The sequence below is a fragment of the Amycolatopsis decaplanina DSM 44594 genome, assembly GCF_000342005.1.
GTDB lineage: Bacteria > Actinomycetota > Actinomycetes > Mycobacteriales > Pseudonocardiaceae > Amycolatopsis > Amycolatopsis decaplanina.
The window spans coordinates 249365-265288 of sequence record NZ_AOHO01000077.1 but is presented as its reverse complement, the minus strand read 5'-3'; the positions used below and the strand labels follow the sequence as shown (position 1 = coordinate 265288).

Sequence of the window (15924 nt, the reverse complement as noted above, 5' to 3'; positions counted from 1 at the left end):
CCGCCCGATCAGCGATCACCGGAGTCAAGGGTTGAGACTCTAAGGTCACCCGTCCGGTTCCACACCATCAACCGGTCTCCGCGACCGAATCGAGACATTCCGTTAAGTCAGAAGCCCAGCCGTCGCAACTGACGGGGGTCGCGCTGCCACTCTTTGGCGACCTTGATGTGCAGATCGAGGTAGACCTTCGAACCGAGGAGCCCCTCGATCTGCTGCCGGGCGCGGGCTCCGACGTCCTTCAGGCGCTCACCCTTGTGCCCGAGGATGATGCCCTTCTGACTCGGTCGTTCCACATAAAGGAACGCGTGCACGTCGATCATGTCGTCCCTGCCCTCGTGCGGCAGCATTTCCTCGACGGTGACGGCGATCGAATGCGGGAGTTCGTCCCGGACACCCTCCAGCGCGGCCTCGCGGATCAGCTCGGCGACCAGGGTCTGCTCGGGCTCGTCGGTGAGTTCGCCGCCCGGATACAGTTGCGGGCCTTCGGGAAGGTGGCGCACCAGCAGGTCCGCGAGCGCGCCGACCTGGAAACCGTCCACAGCGGACACCGGGATCAGCTCGGCGAACTCCATGACCTCCTGCAGGGCGAGCAGCTGCTCGGCGACCTGTTCGGGCTTCACGAGATCCGTCTTGGTGACGACGCCGATCACCGGGGTGCGCTTCGCGATCTTTTTGAGTTCGGCGGCGATGAATCGGTCACCGGGGCCGACCTTTTCGTTGGCGGGCACGCAAAATCCGACAACGTCCACTTCGGACCATGTCGAGTGGACGATGTCGTTGAGCCGCTCGCCGAGCAGGGTCCTCGGCCGGTGCAGGCCCGGTGTGTCGATGATCACCAGCTGGGCGTCGTCGCGGTGGACGATGCCGCGGATGGCGTGCCGGGTGGTCTGCGGTTTGCTGGAGGTGATCGCGACCTTGCTGCCGACGAGTGCGTTGGTCAGCGTCGACTTGCCGGCGTTGGGCCGCCCGACGAAGCAGGCGAAACCGGAACGGTGCGGCTCGGCCATCAGTTCAGCACCTTGCCACTGGGGTCGGCCAGGTAGATCGGGGCGTTTTCGGCGATGTCGCGCACCGCGTGCACGGAAGCCTCTTTGAGCAGGCCTTCGGCGGTGACCACGACGGCGGCCTCGATCCCTTCGGCTCCGCTCGAAACGGCGGCGGCGACGGCGGCCTGCAGCGCGGTGAGCTTGAACGACGGCTGGTCGACCGTGCTCGCCGCGTAGGTACGGCCGTCGGTGTCGCGGAGCGCGGCGCCCTCGGCGGCCTGGGTGCGGGCTCGCGCGGACCTGGCCAGGGTCACCAGCTTCTCGTCCTCGGCGTCCAGCTCAGGCATGTTCGACACTCCTGTCACTTTCATCGGGCTGCGGGACCCGGGTCCGGCGCCTGCCCTGGGCTGCGTCGGTCACCGCGTCCGCGTCGGCGGGGTGGACGACCACCGTGGTGATCCGCATCCGCCCGCGCCGGTCCTTACCGCCTTCGGCGAACAGCCGAAGTCCGGCGACCTCGGCTTCGGCCCCCGGCAGCGGGACCCTACCCAGTCGCTCGGCGAGCAGTCCGCCCACGGTCTCCACGTCGTGGTCTTCGAGGTCGATCCCGAACAGTTCGCCCAGGTCGTCGATCGAGAGCCGGGACGAGACGCGGACCGCGCCGTTTTCGAGTTCTTCGACCTCGGGGCGTTCGTCGGTGTCGGATTCGTCGGTGATCTCGCCGACGATCTCCTCGAGGATGTCCTCGATGGTGAGCAGGCCGGCGGTGCCGCCGTACTCGTCGACGGCGATCGCCATGTGGTTGTGCGAGACCTGCATCTCCTTGAGCAGCTCGTCGAGCCGCTTGGAATCGGGCACGAAGCTCGCCGGGTTCATCAGCTCCCCGACCTGGCGCTGCGAGCCGCCCTCGGCCATGTAGGCGGGCATGAGGTCCTTGATGTTGACCACGCCCACCACGTCGTCGACGGAGTCTCCGATCACCGGCAGCCGGGTGAACCCGGTGCGCAGGGCCAGCGCGAGCGCCTGGCGCACGGTCTTGTCGTGCTCGATCCAGACGATCTCCGTACGCGGCACCATGACCTCGCGCGCGACGGTGTCACCGAGTTCGAACACCGAGTGGATCATCTCGCGTTCGGATTCCTCGACGACGCCGCGTTCCTGGGCGAGGTCGACCAGTTCGCGCAGTTCGACTTCGGAGGTGAACGGGCCCTCGCGGAAGCCGCGGCCGGGGGTGATGGCGTTACCGAGGACGATCAGCAGCCTGCTGAGCGGGCCGAGGATCGATCCGAGGACGCGGACGGGGCCCGCGACGACGAGGCCGATCCGGTAGGGGTGCTGGCGGCCGAGGGTGCGCGGGCCGACCCCGATGAGCACGTAGCTCACCACGACCATCACACCCGCGGCGACGACGATGGCGAGCCACAGCGGCCGGATCCAGCCGAGGATGTCGACGGTGACCAGCACGGTGGCGGTCAGCTCGCAGGTCATCCGCAGCAACAGGATCAGGTTGATGTGGCGGCGGCGTTCGGCGATGACCAGCGACAGCTGCCGCGCACCGGGGCGGCCGAGCCGGACGAGGCCGTCGGCGCGGGCCTTGGACACCGTGCTGACCGCCGCGTCGGCGGCCGCGAACACCCCGGCGAGCAGGATCAGCGCGATGGCGATGACCAGCAGGCCCGTGGGACTACCCATGTCGGCGAGCCGCCTAGGCGGGTGGCTCTTCGGCGGGCACGGCGTCGAGGCCTGCGGTGCCGAGGAGCCTGTCGTCCGCGGAACGCTGCGCGTCGCGCTTGTTGTGCGCGGCCACGGCCGCCTGGAACTCGCCGAGGATCCGCTTCTGCAGCCCGAACATCTCGCGTTCCTCGGCGGGTTCGGCGTGGTCGTAGCCGAGCAGGTGCAGCACGCCGTGCGTGGTGAGCAGGTGCAGCTCGTCCATCAGCGAGTGCCCCGCCGTCTTGGCCTGGTCCTTCGCGAACGCCGGGCACAGCACGATGTCGCCGAGCAGCGCGGGCGAGGCGTCGGGTGCGTCGGGGCGGCGCGACGAGTCGAGCTCGTCCATCGGGAAGGCCATCACGTCGGTGGGCCCTGGCAGGTCCATCCACCGCTCGTGCAGGTCCTCCATCACCTCGAGGGTGACGAGCAGGATGGACAGCTCGGCGAGCGGGCTGACCTCCATCTTGTCGAGCGCGAAGCGGGCGGCCGACACGATGGAGGCCTCGTCGACGTTCACGCCCGATTCATTGGCGATCTCGATGCTCATTCTTCATCCCCGATGGTGCGCGCGACCGCTGATCCGTAGACAGACCTCCGGCCTGCCTCCGCATCAGCGGGGCCTCCGGCCGAAAACGCGCGCTCTCTGGTCACCTTGAGCAACGGGCGCTCATTCCTCATCGCCGCTGCCCTTTCCAACCGCTGCCTTGGTTCTGCCGGCCCTGGTCCTGGCTGTCCTGCAGCGCCTGCCACTTCTCGTACGCGTCGACGATGTCGCCGACGAGCTTGTGCCGCACCACGTCCTGGCTGGTGAGCTGGGCGAAGTGCAGGTCCTCGACACCTTCGAGGATGTCGCGGACCACCCGCAGGCCGCTCTTCTGGCCGTTGGGGAGGTCGACCTGGGTGACGTCACCGGTGACGACGATCTTGGCGCCGAACCCGAGCCGGGTGAGGAACATCTTCATCTGTTCCGGCGTGGTGTTCTGCGCTTCGTCGAGGATGATGAAGGCGTCGTTGAGAGTGCGGCCGCGCATGTACGCCAGCGGCGCGATCTCGATGGTGCCGGCCTGCATCAGCCGCGGGATCGACTCGGGCTCGACCATGTCGTGCAGCGCGTCGTAGAGCGGGCGCAGGTACGGGTCGATCTTCTCGTTGAGCGTGCCCGGCAGATAGCCGAGGCGCTCGCCCGCTTCGACCGCGGGGCGGGTCAGCACGATGCGCGTGACCTGCTTCGCCTGCAGCGCCTGGACGGCCTTGGCCATGGCGAGATACGTCTTGCCGGTACCGGCTGGGCCGATGCCGAAGACGATCGTGTGCTTGTCGATGGCGTCGACGTAGCGCTTCTGGTTGAGCGTCTTGGGCCGGATCGTCTTGCCGCGCCGGGAGATGATGTTCATGCTCAGCACTTCGGCAGGTGACTCGTGGTCACCGGTGGAGAGCATGCCGACGGTGCGGCGGACGGTGGCCGGGTCGACCTGCTGGCCTCGGCCGGCGAGCGTCACGAGTTCGGCGAAGACACGTTCGGCGAAGGCGACGTCGGCGGGGGCGCCGGTCAGGGTGACCTCGTTGCCCCGGACGTGGACGTCGGCGGCGAGGAGTTCTTCGGCGACGCGGAGGTTTTCGTCCCTCGAGCCGAGCAGGCTGAGCGCGGCGGCGTCGGGGATGGGGAATCGGGACTGGGCCGCTTCGGCGATCGTGGCCTCGTCGGCCTTCGTCGGGGTGACGTCCGCGGGAACGTCGGGTCGGGCGGCTTCACCCGGTACGGTTCCGGCCACGTGGCCTCGGGCCTACTTCCTGCGCTTAAGCTGCGATTTTCAACGACAGTGACAAGGTCGATGTTACTGGTTGCGGGTGGCGGCACGCAGTCCGGTTTCCGCAGGCCGCGCGCTTCAGCGCCCGAAATGCCCCAGCTGCTCGCCGCCGAGCACGTGCGCGTGCACGTGGAAAACGGTCTGTCCGGCGTCACCGTCGGTGTTGAACACCACCCGGTAACCGGACTCGGCGATCCCCTCGATCTCCGCGACCTTCTCGGCCGCCGAGGCGACGTCCGCCAGCAACTGCGGATCCGCCGCGGCCAGCTCGGCGACGTTCCGGTACCGCTTCTTCGGCACCACGAGCACGTGGACCCGCGCCTGCGGCGCTATGTCCCGGAACGCATACGTCGTCGCGTCTTCGTACACCTTGTCGGACGGGATCTCGCCCGCGATGATCCGCTCGAACAACGTCTCCGCGTCACTCATTCCCCCACCCTATCCCCCACCCGGCCCAGCCCACGCGACGCCGCACTCGCGTGCTCGAACCCGGATCTCGCGTGCCCAAAGACGGATCTCACGTGACTGGAGCCGGATTTCACGTGATCGGCATCCAGTCACGCGAGTCACGCCTTCGATCACGCGAGTCACGCCTTCCCCTCACCAGGCGAGGGCCGCCAGGCCCTACGCCGTTCACCGCCCCACCTCACCAGCCCTACGCTTCGCTCCACGCCCGCCAACCGCCGCCGACCGCACCGTGGGGGGTCCGGGGGGCTCGGCCCCCCGGGCAGACACGCGGAACCGCGCCGCGGCGCGAATTTCGGGGCGTAGCTTGCGAAGCCCCCGAAATGAAGACGCCGCGGCGCGGTGGAGCCTGGGGGTCGCTCCACCGCCGCCGCGGCTCCGCCGGACCGAGGGGGGAGGTGCCCGGCGGGGATTCACGCGCGCGACTGGGTTTCATCCCCAGTGGCGCGCCGAAACCGTGTGTTGCGCGTCAGTTGACGAGAGTAACGGCTGTTTGCGTGATCGCGCCATAACTCGCCGCAAATTAGTGGGGTGTTTTTTCACTTCCAGCGGTCCGTGAGAACTCCCAGCGCGCCCAGCGCGACGGCGGCGGCGGTGGAGGTGCGTAAAACGGTGGGGCCCAACCGGATGGCGGTGGCGCCGGCGTCGGTGAGGGTGGTGAGTTCGTCGTCGGTGATGCCGCCTTCGGGGCCGACGACGAGGAGGATGTCGCCTTGTGCCGGGAGTTCGATCTCGGTGAGGCGGGTGGTGATGCCGGATTCGAGGACGAGTGCGCGGGAAACGGTCTGGGCGAGTTCGGCGAGTTCGCGGGTGGTGGCGGGTTCGGCGACTTCGGGGATGTGGGCGCGGCGGGCTTGTTTGGCGGCGGCGCGCGCGGTGGTGCGCCAGCGGGTGAGTGCTTTGTCGCCGCGGGTTCCTTCTTCCCAGCGGGCGACGCTGCGGGCGGCGCGCCAGGGAACGATGGCGTCGGCGCCCGCTTCGGTGGCGAGTTCGACGGCGAGTTCGCCGCGGTCGCCTTTGGCGAGTGCCTGGGCGACGATGACGCGCAGTGCGGGTGGTTCCTCGGTCCAGTGTTCTTCGATGGCGAGGGTGAGTGCCGCGTCCCGGCCCGCCTGGACGGCTTCGACGACGCAGCGTGCCATGCCGCCTTCGCCGTCGGAGAGCACGAGACGTTCGCCGACGCGCAGGCGGCGGACGGTGGCGGCGTGCCGGGCTTCCTCACCGTCGAGTGTGGTGCGCCCGGAAGCGGGCAGCGTGGCGGTGAGGAAGACCGGCAGTGTCGTCTCGGGCACGGATTACCGGTGGTTCTTGGTGCGCAGCTTGGAGAACAGCCCGCCGGGTTTGGAACCGTTCGAGGAGAGTGACGGCACGTCTTCGCCGCGCTGCTGGGCGAGTTCGACGAGGAGGTCGCGCTGGGCGTCGTCCAGTTTGGTCGGCACGACGACGTCGATGTGGACGTGCAGGTCGCCGCGGCCGTCGACGCGGCCGGAGGACCGCAGCCGGGGCATGCCCTTGCCGGTGAGCACGAGTTCGGTGGCGGGCTGGGTTCCCGGCTCGATGTCGAGTTCGTAGTCGCCGTCGATGAGTGTCTCGATGGGCACCGTGGCACCGAGGGCGGCGGTGGTCATCGGGATGCGGAAGTTGCAGTGGAGGTCGTTGCCCTGGCGGACGAAGACCTCGTGGGGCGACTCGTCGATCTCGACGTACAGGTCGCCCGCGGGGCCACCGCCGGGGCCGACCTCGCCCTGGCCGGAGAGGCGGATGCGCATGCCGTCGCCGACGCCCGGCGGGATCTTGGCGGTGACGTTGCGGCGGGCGCGGACCCGGCCGTCACCGCCGCATTGGCGGCAGGGGTCGGGGATGACCTCGCCGAAGCCGCGGCAGACCGGGCAGGGGCGGGCGGTGACGACCTGGCCGAGGAAGGACCGCTGCACGGACTGGACCTCGCCCGCTCCACCGCAGGTGTCGCAGGTCTTGGTGCCGGTGCCTTCGGCCGCGCCGGCGCCGCGGCACAGGTCGCAGACGATGGCGGTGTCGACGGTGATCTCGCGGTCGACGCCGGTGGCACAGTCCTCGAGGGTCAGGCCGAGGCGGATGAGCGCGTCGGACCCGGGCTGCACGCGGCTGCGCGGGCCACGGCCGCGGCCGCCGCCACCTCCGGCGGCGCCGAAGAAGGCGTCCATGATGTCGCCGAGGCCGCCGAAGCCCGAGAACGGGTCTCCGCCTCCGCCGCGGGCCCCGCCGTCCATCGGGTCGCCACCGAGGTCGACGACCTTGCGCTTCTGCGGATCCGACAGCACCTCGTACGCGGTGGTCACCTCGCCGAAGCGGTGCTGTGCGTCCTCCGACGGGTTGACGTCGGGGTGCAGTTCACGGGCCAGTTTGCGGTACGCGCGCTTGATCTCCTGATCCGTCGCGTTCTTCGCAACCCCGAGAATGCCGTAATAGTCCCTCGCCACCGTCTTCGCCTTCTCCTTCTGACTTCGACCTCAACGCCGCGTTCAGCGGCCGGAGAGGATCTGCCCCACGTAGTTCGCCACCGCACGCACCGCGGCGATGGTGTTCGGGTAGTCCATCCTGGTCGGCCCGACGACGCCCATCCCGCCCAGCAGCATGTCGTCCATGCCGTAGCCGATGGACACCACTGAGGTGCTGCGCATCTGCTCGTCCTCATTTTCCTCACCGATGCGCACGCTGATCGCACCGGGGTTGCGCGCGGCCGCGAGGAGCTTGAGCACGATGACCTGCTCCTCGAGCGCCTCCAGCACCTGCCGCAGCGATCCGGGGAAGTCGGAGACGTTGCGGGTGAGGTTGGCCGTGCCGCCGAGCACCAGCCGCTCTTCGGGGTGCTCGACCAGCGATTCCACCAGCACGGTGCAGACGCGGGTGAGGCTGTCGCGCAGTTCACCCGGCGACTTCTCGGGCAGTTCGGCGACCGCCGCCGCGGCCTCGGAGAGGCGGCGGCCAGCCAGAGCCCCGTTGAGCACCGTGCGCAGCCTGCCGACGTTCTCTTCGGTGATGACGTCCCCGAGGTCGACGGTGCGCTGGTCGACGCGGCCGGAATCGGTGATCAGCACCAGCATCAGCCGGGCCGGGGTGAGCGGCACCACTTCGAGGTGGCGGACGGCGGAGTTGGTCATCGTCGGGTACTGGATGACCGCGACCTGCCTGGTCAGCTGGGCGAGCAACCGGACGGACCGGCGCAGGACGTCGTCGACGTCGGTGCCGCTGTCGAGGAAGGCCGTGATGGCCCGGCGTTCGGCCGAGCTGAGCGGTTTGACCTCGGCGATCCGGTCGACGAAGAGCCGGTATCCCTTGTCGGTCGGGATGCGGCCCGCGCTGGTGTGGGGCTGTGTGATGTAGCCCTCTTCTTCCAGCGCCGCCATGTCGTTACGCACCGTGGCGCTGGACACACCGAGGTTGTGCCTGTCGACGATCGCCTTGGATCCGACGGGCTCCTGGTTGGACACGTAATCGGCGACGATCGCGCGCAGCACTTCGAAGCGGCGCTCTTCCGCGTTGGCCACCTGCACCTCCCTCGGCTCGTCCTCACGACGAGTTTACGGAAGGCGGGGCGCGCGGGGCGTCACCGGACTTCTTTGGGGCCTCGTGAGTGGCTAGGACGGTTCTAACCGTCCTAGCCACTCACGAGGCCCACCGGGCTGTTCGGCCGCCGCCGAAGCGCCGGGTGGCGGCGGACATGACGGCGAACGAGCGCCGTCCGCCTCGGCCATCGTCTCCGGTGCGGGTCAGGGCGAGCGTGCCTCCAGGAGGCGGATCCGCGACGCTTTCGCGGCCGGAATCAGCCACCCGCATCGCCGGCCGCCTCATTTCCGATATGACGAAGACGGTAACCAGGACTTCGACAACAATCCGACGTAAAGCCTTGAACACCGTGAGCGGGTTCCGGTGATCCACACTGACAGAAATAACAAAACCGTCACTTGAATGCCATTTCGGGTTTTCATGGTGTTGCCATCGAGATGCACTGGTAGCGGGCTTGACAATCGCGGACATGATCAGCCGTCACTCCATGACAACTCGACGACCGGTAAGTCGTTTTCCATTGACGGGACGGGGCCGGCGGGTTTCCATCTGTGCCACGTGCGGAAAACCCCGGCACGACTGCGACAGTTCTCGCGATCAAGGCATTTCATCGACCGACCTCACCTTCCGACTCAGTGTGGAGTGCAGTATGACTTTTTCCTTTCGCCATGGCCTGATCGCCACCATGACCGCGACACTGGTCGCGGCCGGCGCGATGGCGACCCAGTCGGTGGGCGCCCCGGCGGCGAGCGCGGACACGAATTCGGTCTACATCTCGTCTTCACCACTTCCCGCCGGTGAGAACGGCGATGTGGTCAAGTCCCAGCCCTCGACCTACAACGGGGCGAAGGCGACGCGGATCCAATATCTGTCCCGGGACAACAAGGACAAGCAAGTCGCGGTGAGCGGCACTGTCCTGGTGCCGAACAACCCGTGGAACGGTCCCGGCGAGCGGCCGATCGTGGCCTACGCGCCCTTCACCTTCGGTATGGGATCGGACTGCGCCCCCTCGAAAACCCTCGCGGGCGAAGGGGCCTCGGACCTGGTCTCCGGTTTCCAGGGCAGTTTCGTCAACGCGCTGCTCGGCGCCGGGTTCGCCGTGGCGCAGACCGACTACATCGGGCCGTGGGTGGAAGGCGGTGGTGATCACCCGTACGTCATCCGGTTGTCCGAGGCGCACACCGTGCTCGACGTCATCCGAGCCGCACAGCGACTGCCCGGTACCGGCCTGCCCGCCGACGGCCCGGTGGGCATCGCCGGATATTCCGAGGGCGGCAGTGCCGCCGCGGCCGCCGCCGAACTGGCCGCCACCTACGCGCCCGAACTGAACGTCGAAGGTGTCTACTCCGGCGCACCACCCGCCGACAAGGCCGCGCTGTCGAAGTCGCTCGACGGCGGAATGTACTTCGGGTTCCTGGGTTACGCCCTGATCGGCATCAATCAGGCCTACCCCGAGGCCAAGTTGATGAACCTGGCCAACCAGACCGGTGCCGAACTGTTCCTGCAGGCCCGTCAGACCTGCACCTTGAACGCGGTCTTCCGGTTCATGTACAAGCAGTCCGGTTCGCTGACCGAGAACGGCAGGCCCGTGTCCTCTTACCTGGCCCAACCGCCGTTCGACGCGATCGTGGCGGAGAACCGGATCGGCACCGTCAAGCCCGCCATGCCGGTCATGGTCGAACAGAGCCCGATGGACGACGTCATCCCGGCCGCCGTTGGCAAGCAGATGGCGAAGGACTGGTGCGGCAAGGGCGCCAACGTCCAGTGGAAGGACTTGGCGTCCTTCACGCCGTTCTTCTCCCACGCGCTGGGCATGACGACAGCGCCCAACGACGCCACCGAGTGGTTGAAGGGGGCGTTCAACGGGCAAGCCGGCAGCGGCAACTGCGGCCGGTTCTGATCTCGTGAGTGGTAAAGACGGTTAGAACCGTCCTTACCACTCACGAGGGTGCCGTCAGCTGTTGCGCGGGAACCCGAGGTTCACTCCGCCCTGCGAAGGATCCGGCCACCGCGAGGTGACGACCTTCGTCCGCGTGAAGAAGTGGAATCCCTCCGGCCCGTAGGCGTGGCTGTCCCCGAACAGCGAGTCCTTCCACCCGCCGAACGAGTAGTAGCCGACCGGCACCGGGATCGGCACGTTCACGCCGACCATCCCGACTTCGACCTCGTTCTGGAACCGCCGCGCGGCCCGTCCGTCGTTGGTGAAGATCGCGGTGCCGTTGCCGTAGGGGTTGGCGTTGACCAGCTCCAGCGCCGCGTCGTACCCCTCGGCCCGCGCGACCGCCAGCACCGGCCCGAAGATCTCGTCGGTGTAGACCGACATGCCCGGGGTGACGTGGTCGAACAGCGTCGGGCCGAGCCAGAACCCGCCGTCCTCACCGTCGACCTCGACGCCGCGGCCGTCGACGACGAGCCGGGCGCCCGCTTCGACACCCGCCTCCACATAGGATTCGACGCGTTCGTGGTGGGCGGCGGTGACGAGCGGCCCCATCTCCGAGGTGGGCCTTCTGCCGTCGCCGACGCGCAGCCGCGTGATCCGCTCGGCGATCTTCGCGACCAGTTCGTCGCCGACCGGGTCGACCGCGACCACGACCGACACCGCCATGCACCGCTCCCCCGCCGAGCCGAAGCCCGCCGAGACGGCCGCGTCGGCGGCGAGGTCGAGGTCGGCGTCCGGGAGGACGACCATGTGGTTCTTCGCGCCGCCGAGCGCCTGCACGCGTTTCCCGTGCCTGGTCCCGGTTTCGTAGACGTACTTCGCGATCGGCGTCGACCCGACGAACGAGATCGCCTTGACGTCGCGGTGTTCCAGCAACCCGTCGACGGCCACCTTGTCGCCGTGCAGGACGTTCAAGACGCCGTCGGGCAGGCCCGCCTCGGCGAACAGTTCCGCGATGAACACGGCCGCGGACGGGTCCTTCTCGCTCGGCTTGAGCACGACGGTGTTGCCGCAGGCGAGCGCGTTCGGCACGAACCACAGCGGGACCATCGCCGGGAAGTTGAACGGCGAGATCACGCCGACCACGCCCAGCGGCTGGGAAATCGAGTAGACGTCGACGCCGGTGGAGGCGTTCTCGCTGAACCCGCCCTTGAGCATCTGCGCCGCGCCGCAGGCGTACTCGACGTTCTCGATGGCGCGCGCGATCTCGCCCGCCGCGTCCGATTCCACCTTGCCGTGTTCGCTGGTGACGATCTTCGCCAGCTCGTGACGCCGCGCCGAAAGCAGCTCACGGAAGGCGAACAGCACTCGTGTCCGCCCGGCCAGCGACGTCCCGCGCCAGCCCGGCAGCGCCCGGGAGGCGGCCGAGACGGCGGCGTCGACGTCGTCTTGCGCGGCGAAGGCGACTTTCGCCCGCACCTGGCCGGTGGCCGGATCGAACACGTCACCGGATCGTTCGCTCACGCCTTCGCACGGTTTGCCGTCTATCCAATGGGTGATGCGGTCGGTCACGGGTTCCGCCTTCCTGATCCGGGTGCCTGCTCCCGGTCGAGTCTGGGTGCGCGCGCCACACCGACGCCATCGTCAACGTGTACGGACTCCCGGTCCCCGCCGTACAGTCTGTCTCCAGCGTTGCCGAACCAGGTGGGAGGCCGATGTACCCGACCGTCGCCGAGGTGCTCGCGCTGCCGGTGCTGCGTCAGGGCAGGCCCCATGTGGTGGCGGGGGCGGCGGGGCTGGACGCGCCGGTCCGCTGGGCGCATGTCGCCGAGGTCGCGGACATCGCCCCGTTGCTGCGGGGCGGGGAGCTCGTGCTCACCACCGGGGTCGCGCTGCCCGACGACGGCGCCGCGCTCGCCCGGTACGTCGCCGACCTGGCGGGCGTCGGGGTCGCCGGGATCGTCGTCGAGCTGGTCCGTCATTGGAGTGACAAGCTGCCGCCCGCGCTGGTCGAGGCCGCGGACCGGCACGGTGTCCCGCTGATCACCCTTTCGCGCGAGACGCGCTTCGTGTCGGTCACCGAGGCGGTGAACGGGCTGATCGTCGACGCCCAGGTCGACGAGCTGCGCGCGGCGGAGCGGGTCCACGAGACGTTCACCGCGCTCACGGTCGCCGGCGCCGAACCGGGCGACATCCTGCGCGAGGTCGCGAGGCTCACCGAACATCCCGCCGTGCTGGAGACGCTGTCGCACGAAGTCCTCGCCTACGACACGGCGGGGGCCGATCCCGGCGAACTGCTGCCCGGCTGGCCGTCCCGGTCACGACCGGTGCAGGTCGGCGAGCGGACCGGCTTCCACCCGGGCGCGGGCTGGCTGATCACCGTGGTCGGCGCACGCGGGCACGACTGGGGGCGGCTGGTGCTCGTCTGCGGGGATCCGCCACCGCACCGGCACGTCGTGGTCGCCGAACGCGCCGCGTCCGCGCTCGCGGTCCACCGGCTGGTCGCCAAGGACACCGACAGTCTCGAACGCCAGGCGCACCGCGCGATCCTGACCGAACTGCTGGCGAATCCGGTGCCGCCTGCCGAACTGACCGCGAGGGCCTCCGCACTGGGTGTCCCGCTGACGGGACGGCTGCTGGTCGGGGTCGCCGTGCGCCCCCGGATCACCGCGACCACCAAGACCACGCAGTCGACTCCGGTGCTGCTGAGGGAACTCGCCGAGGCGACCGCGCTCGCCGCCCGGCGTGCCAAGGTGTCCGCGCTGGTGGCCACCGACGACACCCTGGTGCGCGCGCTGATCGCGCTTTCACCGGAGGCGGGGGTCGACGCGGTCCTGCATCGGCTGGCCACCGACATCCACGACGCCCGCTCCGGCGCGCCCGCCGTGGTCGCGGTCGGGACCACGGGCAGCGGGCCCGCCGAAGCACGCCGGACGCTCGTCGAAGCCGCGCAGGTCGCCGCCGCGGCGCTCGCCGGGAACGTCGAACGGGTGGTCCACCGTCTCGACGACGTCCGGTTGCGCGGACTGCTGCATCTGCTGGCGGACGACGAGCGGATCACCGCGTTCGCCGCCCGGGAGCTCGGTCCGCTGCTGAGCCGGGACGCCGCGCAGGGCAGCAGACTCGTTCAGGCGTTGAGGCATTACTGCGAGCACGGCGGCAACAAGTCGGCGGCGGCGGCCGCCGCGCACACCTCCCGCACCGCTTACTACCAGCAGCTGGCCAGGATCGAGCAGGTCCTCGGGGTGCGGCTCGAAGATCCGGAGTCGATGCTCTCCCTTTATGTCGCGTTGCTCGCCCACGACATTCGAGAAGCGGACGACCACACGTCCGGGTGAGTAAATCTCACCCAAGCGTGGAACACAGTGATCGGGTCACGTCCGCCGATAGGGTTGATATGGCTTTCTTCGAACCGATCGGTGCCTGCGTGCTCGCGTTGGCCTGTATGGCACCGGCGCAACCCGCCGAATCCACGTTTCAGCTGACCAGCCACGACACCAAGGGCCGGATCGGCACCGTCTCGCTCACCTGCGGGCCCACCGGGGGATCCCACCCCACCCGCGGCGACGCCTGCGGCAAACTGTCCGAAGTGGACGGAAAGTTCGAGAGGCTCCGCCCGGAACCGCGGGCCTGTACCCTCGAGTACTCCCCGGTGGACGTCTCCGCGGTCGGCAAGTGGCGCGGCGAACCGGTCACCTACCGCACCTCCTACGCCAACCGTTGCGTCGCCGACGCCGAGTCGGCAGGCGTCTTCACCTTCTGACCGCGCCGGAAAACGTTGCCACGAAGGACTTCTGTCCGATAAGGCCGTCGTGGCTCACAGGTGACCGCCGGACCTCCCCCTCGGTGGCCCGGCGGCGCCGTTCACCACCGCCTTGATCGCCCTCACCCCCAAGAGGGCGATCAAGGCCGTGGTGTCACGGCTCAAGGACGGGTCAGGTACCGGCACCCGACCCCGTCCTTCGCGGCAACGGGGGTCTGACGCGCGAGGGACCGGCTCAGGTTCCATTCGCGCCAATCATCTTCCGAGATTCCGGTCACGACCGGTCCGAGCACGCAGGACCGCAACGGCTCCGGGAGCCGGTCCGCCGACGGCACGACGTCGGCGGAAAACTGTGAGAGGTAACCGGTGTCGAGTGTCTTGCCGTGCGCGAGCCGGTCGATGTTGCGGTCGGCGATGAACCGTTCCGGATCGAGGACGGCCAGCCCCAGCAGCGCCGCGACGGCGGCTCCGATGACCGCGCGCGGCAGCCAGGCCGACCGCAGCGGGATCAGGGATGCCAGTACCAGCAGGAATATCAGGCCGATCCACAGTTCGCAGACCTCGACCAGCAGCCGCAGCACGGTGAACCCGTACGCCTGCTGGTATGTCCACATGCGACTCAACGCCGACGCGACCAGCACGAGGCTGAGCACGCTCAGCGCCCCGAGCAGCCCGCGCTGCCAGGCACGATCGGCCACCGAGGACTTCGGTGCCCACCGCAACGCCGCGGCGACCAGCAGCAGGGTCAGCACGGTGATGGCGGACAGCTGCCAGAAACCGCTCCTGGCGTATTCGGCCGCCGTCAGGCCGCTCGTGGCCAGGACGTATTCGGTGCCGCCGAACAGCACGACCAGGCGGACCACGACGAAGCTCGTGAACAGCAGCACCAGCACACCCAGCGGCAACGTCCATTCCAGGCGGTGCCCGAGCCGTTTGCGCGGTGCGTCGTCGTCGGCGCGCAGCGGGGGCGCCGCCAGCAGGTAGCACGCCCCGGTGACGGCGAACGCGGTCACCACGAAGAGGAAACCCCAGCGTACGAAGGTTCCCGGGTTCAGCTCGGGGATCACCGCGTCGACGACGTTCGCGAACGCGGCGTCCGCGCCGCGCAACAGCGGGACGAACACCAGCAGGAGCCCGGCGCTCGCCAGCACCGGCACCAGGAACCTCGGCCTCGTACGGCCTTCCTGCTTCTTGCCGAGTTTCGCGAGCCCGCGCCCGATCCACGGGATCGACAACAACGCTTCGATCGGGACGGCGAAGACGTCGTAGACGATCGTGTTCACGGTGCGTTTCCCGACCACCGCGAGCGACCCCGCGACACAGGCGGCCAGCACGCACAGCACGTTCAGCCACACCGACGCGCGGATCATGCCGACGGCGAGCAGGCCGAGCGCGGCCACCGCCCACAACGCGCTGACCAGGCGGAAATGCGGTTCGGCGTCGCCGCGGGCGCGCTTGTCGGCGAAGTAGACGGCCACCGCGAAGGCGAGCCCGGCCACGAACCAGCCGGCTCCGGGATCGTCCGGCATGGCGAAGGCGGCGATCAGGCCGGCCGCGACCGCCGCGGGCAGTACGGAGCCGGGCAGCGGGACGATCGCCGACTTCGGCGGCACCCGTGGCCGCATCAGCACCGGCACGGGCGGTGCGGGCGGCAGCGTGGTCGTCGCCGAGGGCGGCGACGCGTGCGCCTGCCGGTCTTCCGGTTCTTCGCTCATCGAACCCTCCAGTTTGCGAAAGCACATATCGTTGGGTGTGGGGGCCGAA

The 15924-nt window shown here is 69.1% G+C and carries 15 protein-coding genes; 3 read left to right on the top strand and 12 right to left on the bottom strand.

Annotated elements, in window-relative coordinates; genetic code table 11:
* Positions 1–107 precede the first annotated feature (107 nt).
* From era to H074_RS40505, 10 genes are all read right to left on the bottom strand, one after another.
* Positions 108–1007: a GTPase Era gene (gene era, locus H074_RS35155; protein WP_007034857.1), complete on the bottom strand. Its 900-nt coding sequence runs from the start codon at positions 1005–1007 to the stop codon at positions 108–110.
* Entirely contained in the window at positions 1007–1333 is a 327-nt protein-coding gene (locus H074_RS35150; protein WP_007034856.1) for a hypothetical protein, read from the bottom strand. The genes era and H074_RS35150 overlap by 1 nt, the downstream gene beginning before the upstream one ends.
* Positions 1326–2678 carry a hemolysin family protein gene (locus H074_RS35145; protein ID WP_007034855.1) on the bottom strand — a complete coding sequence of 451 codons (1353 nt, stop codon included), beginning with the start codon at positions 2676–2678 and terminating at the stop codon, positions 1326–1328. Before H074_RS35145 ends, H074_RS35150 begins: the two co-directional genes overlap by 8 nt.
* Before the next feature lie 13 nt (positions 2679–2691).
* Positions 2692–3246, bottom strand: coding sequence for an rRNA maturation RNase YbeY (ybeY, locus tag H074_RS35140; protein ID WP_007034854.1), 555 nt, complete (start codon positions 3244–3246; stop codon positions 2692–2694).
* Between the two features lie 127 nt (positions 3247–3373).
* Positions 3374–4471 carry a PhoH family protein gene (locus H074_RS35135; RefSeq protein ID WP_007034853.1) on the bottom strand — a complete coding sequence of 366 codons (1098 nt, stop codon included), beginning with the start codon at positions 4469–4471 and terminating at the stop codon, positions 3374–3376.
* Positions 4472–4585: 114 nt separating this feature from the next.
* A complete protein-coding gene (locus tag H074_RS35130) occupies positions 4586–4936 on the bottom strand; it encodes a histidine triad nucleotide-binding protein (RefSeq protein WP_007034852.1) in 351 nt (116 codons plus the stop codon).
* A 575-nt stretch (positions 4937–5511) separates the two neighbouring features.
* Positions 5512–6264 carry a 16S rRNA (uracil(1498)-N(3))-methyltransferase gene (locus tag H074_RS35125; RefSeq protein ID WP_007034851.1) on the bottom strand — a complete coding sequence of 251 codons (753 nt, stop codon included), beginning with the start codon at positions 6262–6264 and terminating at the stop codon, positions 5512–5514.
* Positions 6265–6267: 3 nt separating this feature from the next.
* Positions 6268–7431, bottom strand: a complete 1164-nt coding sequence (gene dnaJ / locus H074_RS35120; RefSeq protein ID WP_007034850.1) for a molecular chaperone DnaJ — start codon at positions 7429–7431, stop codon at positions 6268–6270.
* A 42-nt stretch (positions 7432–7473) separates the two neighbouring features.
* On the bottom strand, positions 7474–8499 hold the full coding sequence (gene hrcA, locus H074_RS35115) for a heat-inducible transcriptional repressor HrcA (protein WP_007034849.1): 1026 nt from the start codon (positions 8497–8499) through the stop codon (positions 7474–7476).
* Between the two features lie 118 nt (positions 8500–8617).
* A complete protein-coding gene (locus H074_RS40505; protein WP_152521554.1) occupies positions 8618–8989 on the bottom strand; it encodes a hypothetical protein in 372 nt (123 codons plus the stop codon).
* 178 nt (positions 8990–9167) lie between these two features.
* Here H074_RS40505 and H074_RS35110 point away from each other — a divergent pair, with 178 nt between their 5' ends.
* On the top strand, positions 9168–10418 hold the full coding sequence (locus tag H074_RS35110; protein ID WP_007034848.1) for a lipase family protein: 1251 nt from the start codon (positions 9168–9170) through the stop codon (positions 10416–10418).
* Positions 10419–10472: 54 nt separating this feature from the next.
* Here the strand turns inward: H074_RS35110 and H074_RS35105 are convergent, their stop codons facing one another.
* Positions 10473–11969, bottom strand: a complete 1497-nt coding sequence (locus tag H074_RS35105) for a CoA-acylating methylmalonate-semialdehyde dehydrogenase (RefSeq protein WP_007034847.1) — start codon at positions 11967–11969, stop codon at positions 10473–10475.
* Between the two features lie 143 nt (positions 11970–12112).
* Here H074_RS35105 and H074_RS35100 point away from each other — a divergent pair, with 143 nt between their 5' ends.
* Both H074_RS35100 and H074_RS35095 read left to right on the top strand, forming a co-directional pair.
* On the top strand, positions 12113–13735 hold the full coding sequence (locus H074_RS35100) for a PucR family transcriptional regulator (protein WP_007034846.1): 1623 nt from the start codon (positions 12113–12115) through the stop codon (positions 13733–13735).
* A 59-nt stretch (positions 13736–13794) separates the two neighbouring features.
* Entirely contained in the window at positions 13795–14160 is a 366-nt protein-coding gene (locus tag H074_RS35095; RefSeq protein ID WP_007034845.1) for an SSI family serine proteinase inhibitor, read from the top strand.
* 161 nt (positions 14161–14321) lie between these two features.
* On the opposite strand, the gene H074_RS35090 is transcribed toward H074_RS35095, so the two are convergent.
* Positions 14322–15875 carry a DUF4153 domain-containing protein gene (locus tag H074_RS35090; RefSeq protein ID WP_007034844.1) on the bottom strand — a complete coding sequence of 518 codons (1554 nt, stop codon included), beginning with the start codon at positions 15873–15875 and terminating at the stop codon, positions 14322–14324.
* Between the last annotated feature and the right edge of the window lie 49 nt (positions 15876–15924).

Bases quoted from the DNA above. Each gene is read 5' to 3' on its own strand.
- era (WP_007034857.1), bottom strand. From the start codon at position 1,007: ATGGCCGAGCCGCACCGTTCCGGTTTCGCCTGCTTCGTCGGGCGGCCC.
- H074_RS35100 (WP_007034846.1), top strand. From the start codon at position 12,113: ATGTACCCGACCGTCGCCGAGGTGCTCGCGCTGCCGGTGCTGCGTCAG.
- H074_RS35090 (WP_007034844.1), bottom strand. From the start codon at position 15,875: ATGAGCGAAGAACCGGAAGACCGGCAGGCGCACGCGTCGCCGCCCTCG.
- H074_RS35150 (WP_007034856.1), bottom strand. From the start codon at position 1,333: ATGCCTGAGCTGGACGCCGAGGACGAGAAGCTGGTGACCCTGGCCAGG.
- ybeY (WP_007034854.1), bottom strand. From the start codon at position 3,246: ATGAGCATCGAGATCGCCAATGAATCGGGCGTGAACGTCGACGAGGCC.
- H074_RS35110 (WP_007034848.1), top strand. From the start codon at position 9,168: ATGACTTTTTCCTTTCGCCATGGCCTGATCGCCACCATGACCGCGACA.
- H074_RS35145 (WP_007034855.1), bottom strand. From the start codon at position 2,678: ATGGGTAGTCCCACGGGCCTGCTGGTCATCGCCATCGCGCTGATCCTG.
- H074_RS35095 (WP_007034845.1), top strand. From the start codon at position 13,795: ATGGCTTTCTTCGAACCGATCGGTGCCTGCGTGCTCGCGTTGGCCTGT.
- H074_RS40505 (WP_152521554.1), bottom strand. From the start codon at position 8,989: ATGTCCGCGATTGTCAAGCCCGCTACCAGTGCATCTCGATGGCAACAC.
- H074_RS35130 (WP_007034852.1), bottom strand. From the start codon at position 4,936: ATGAGTGACGCGGAGACGTTGTTCGAGCGGATCATCGCGGGCGAGATC.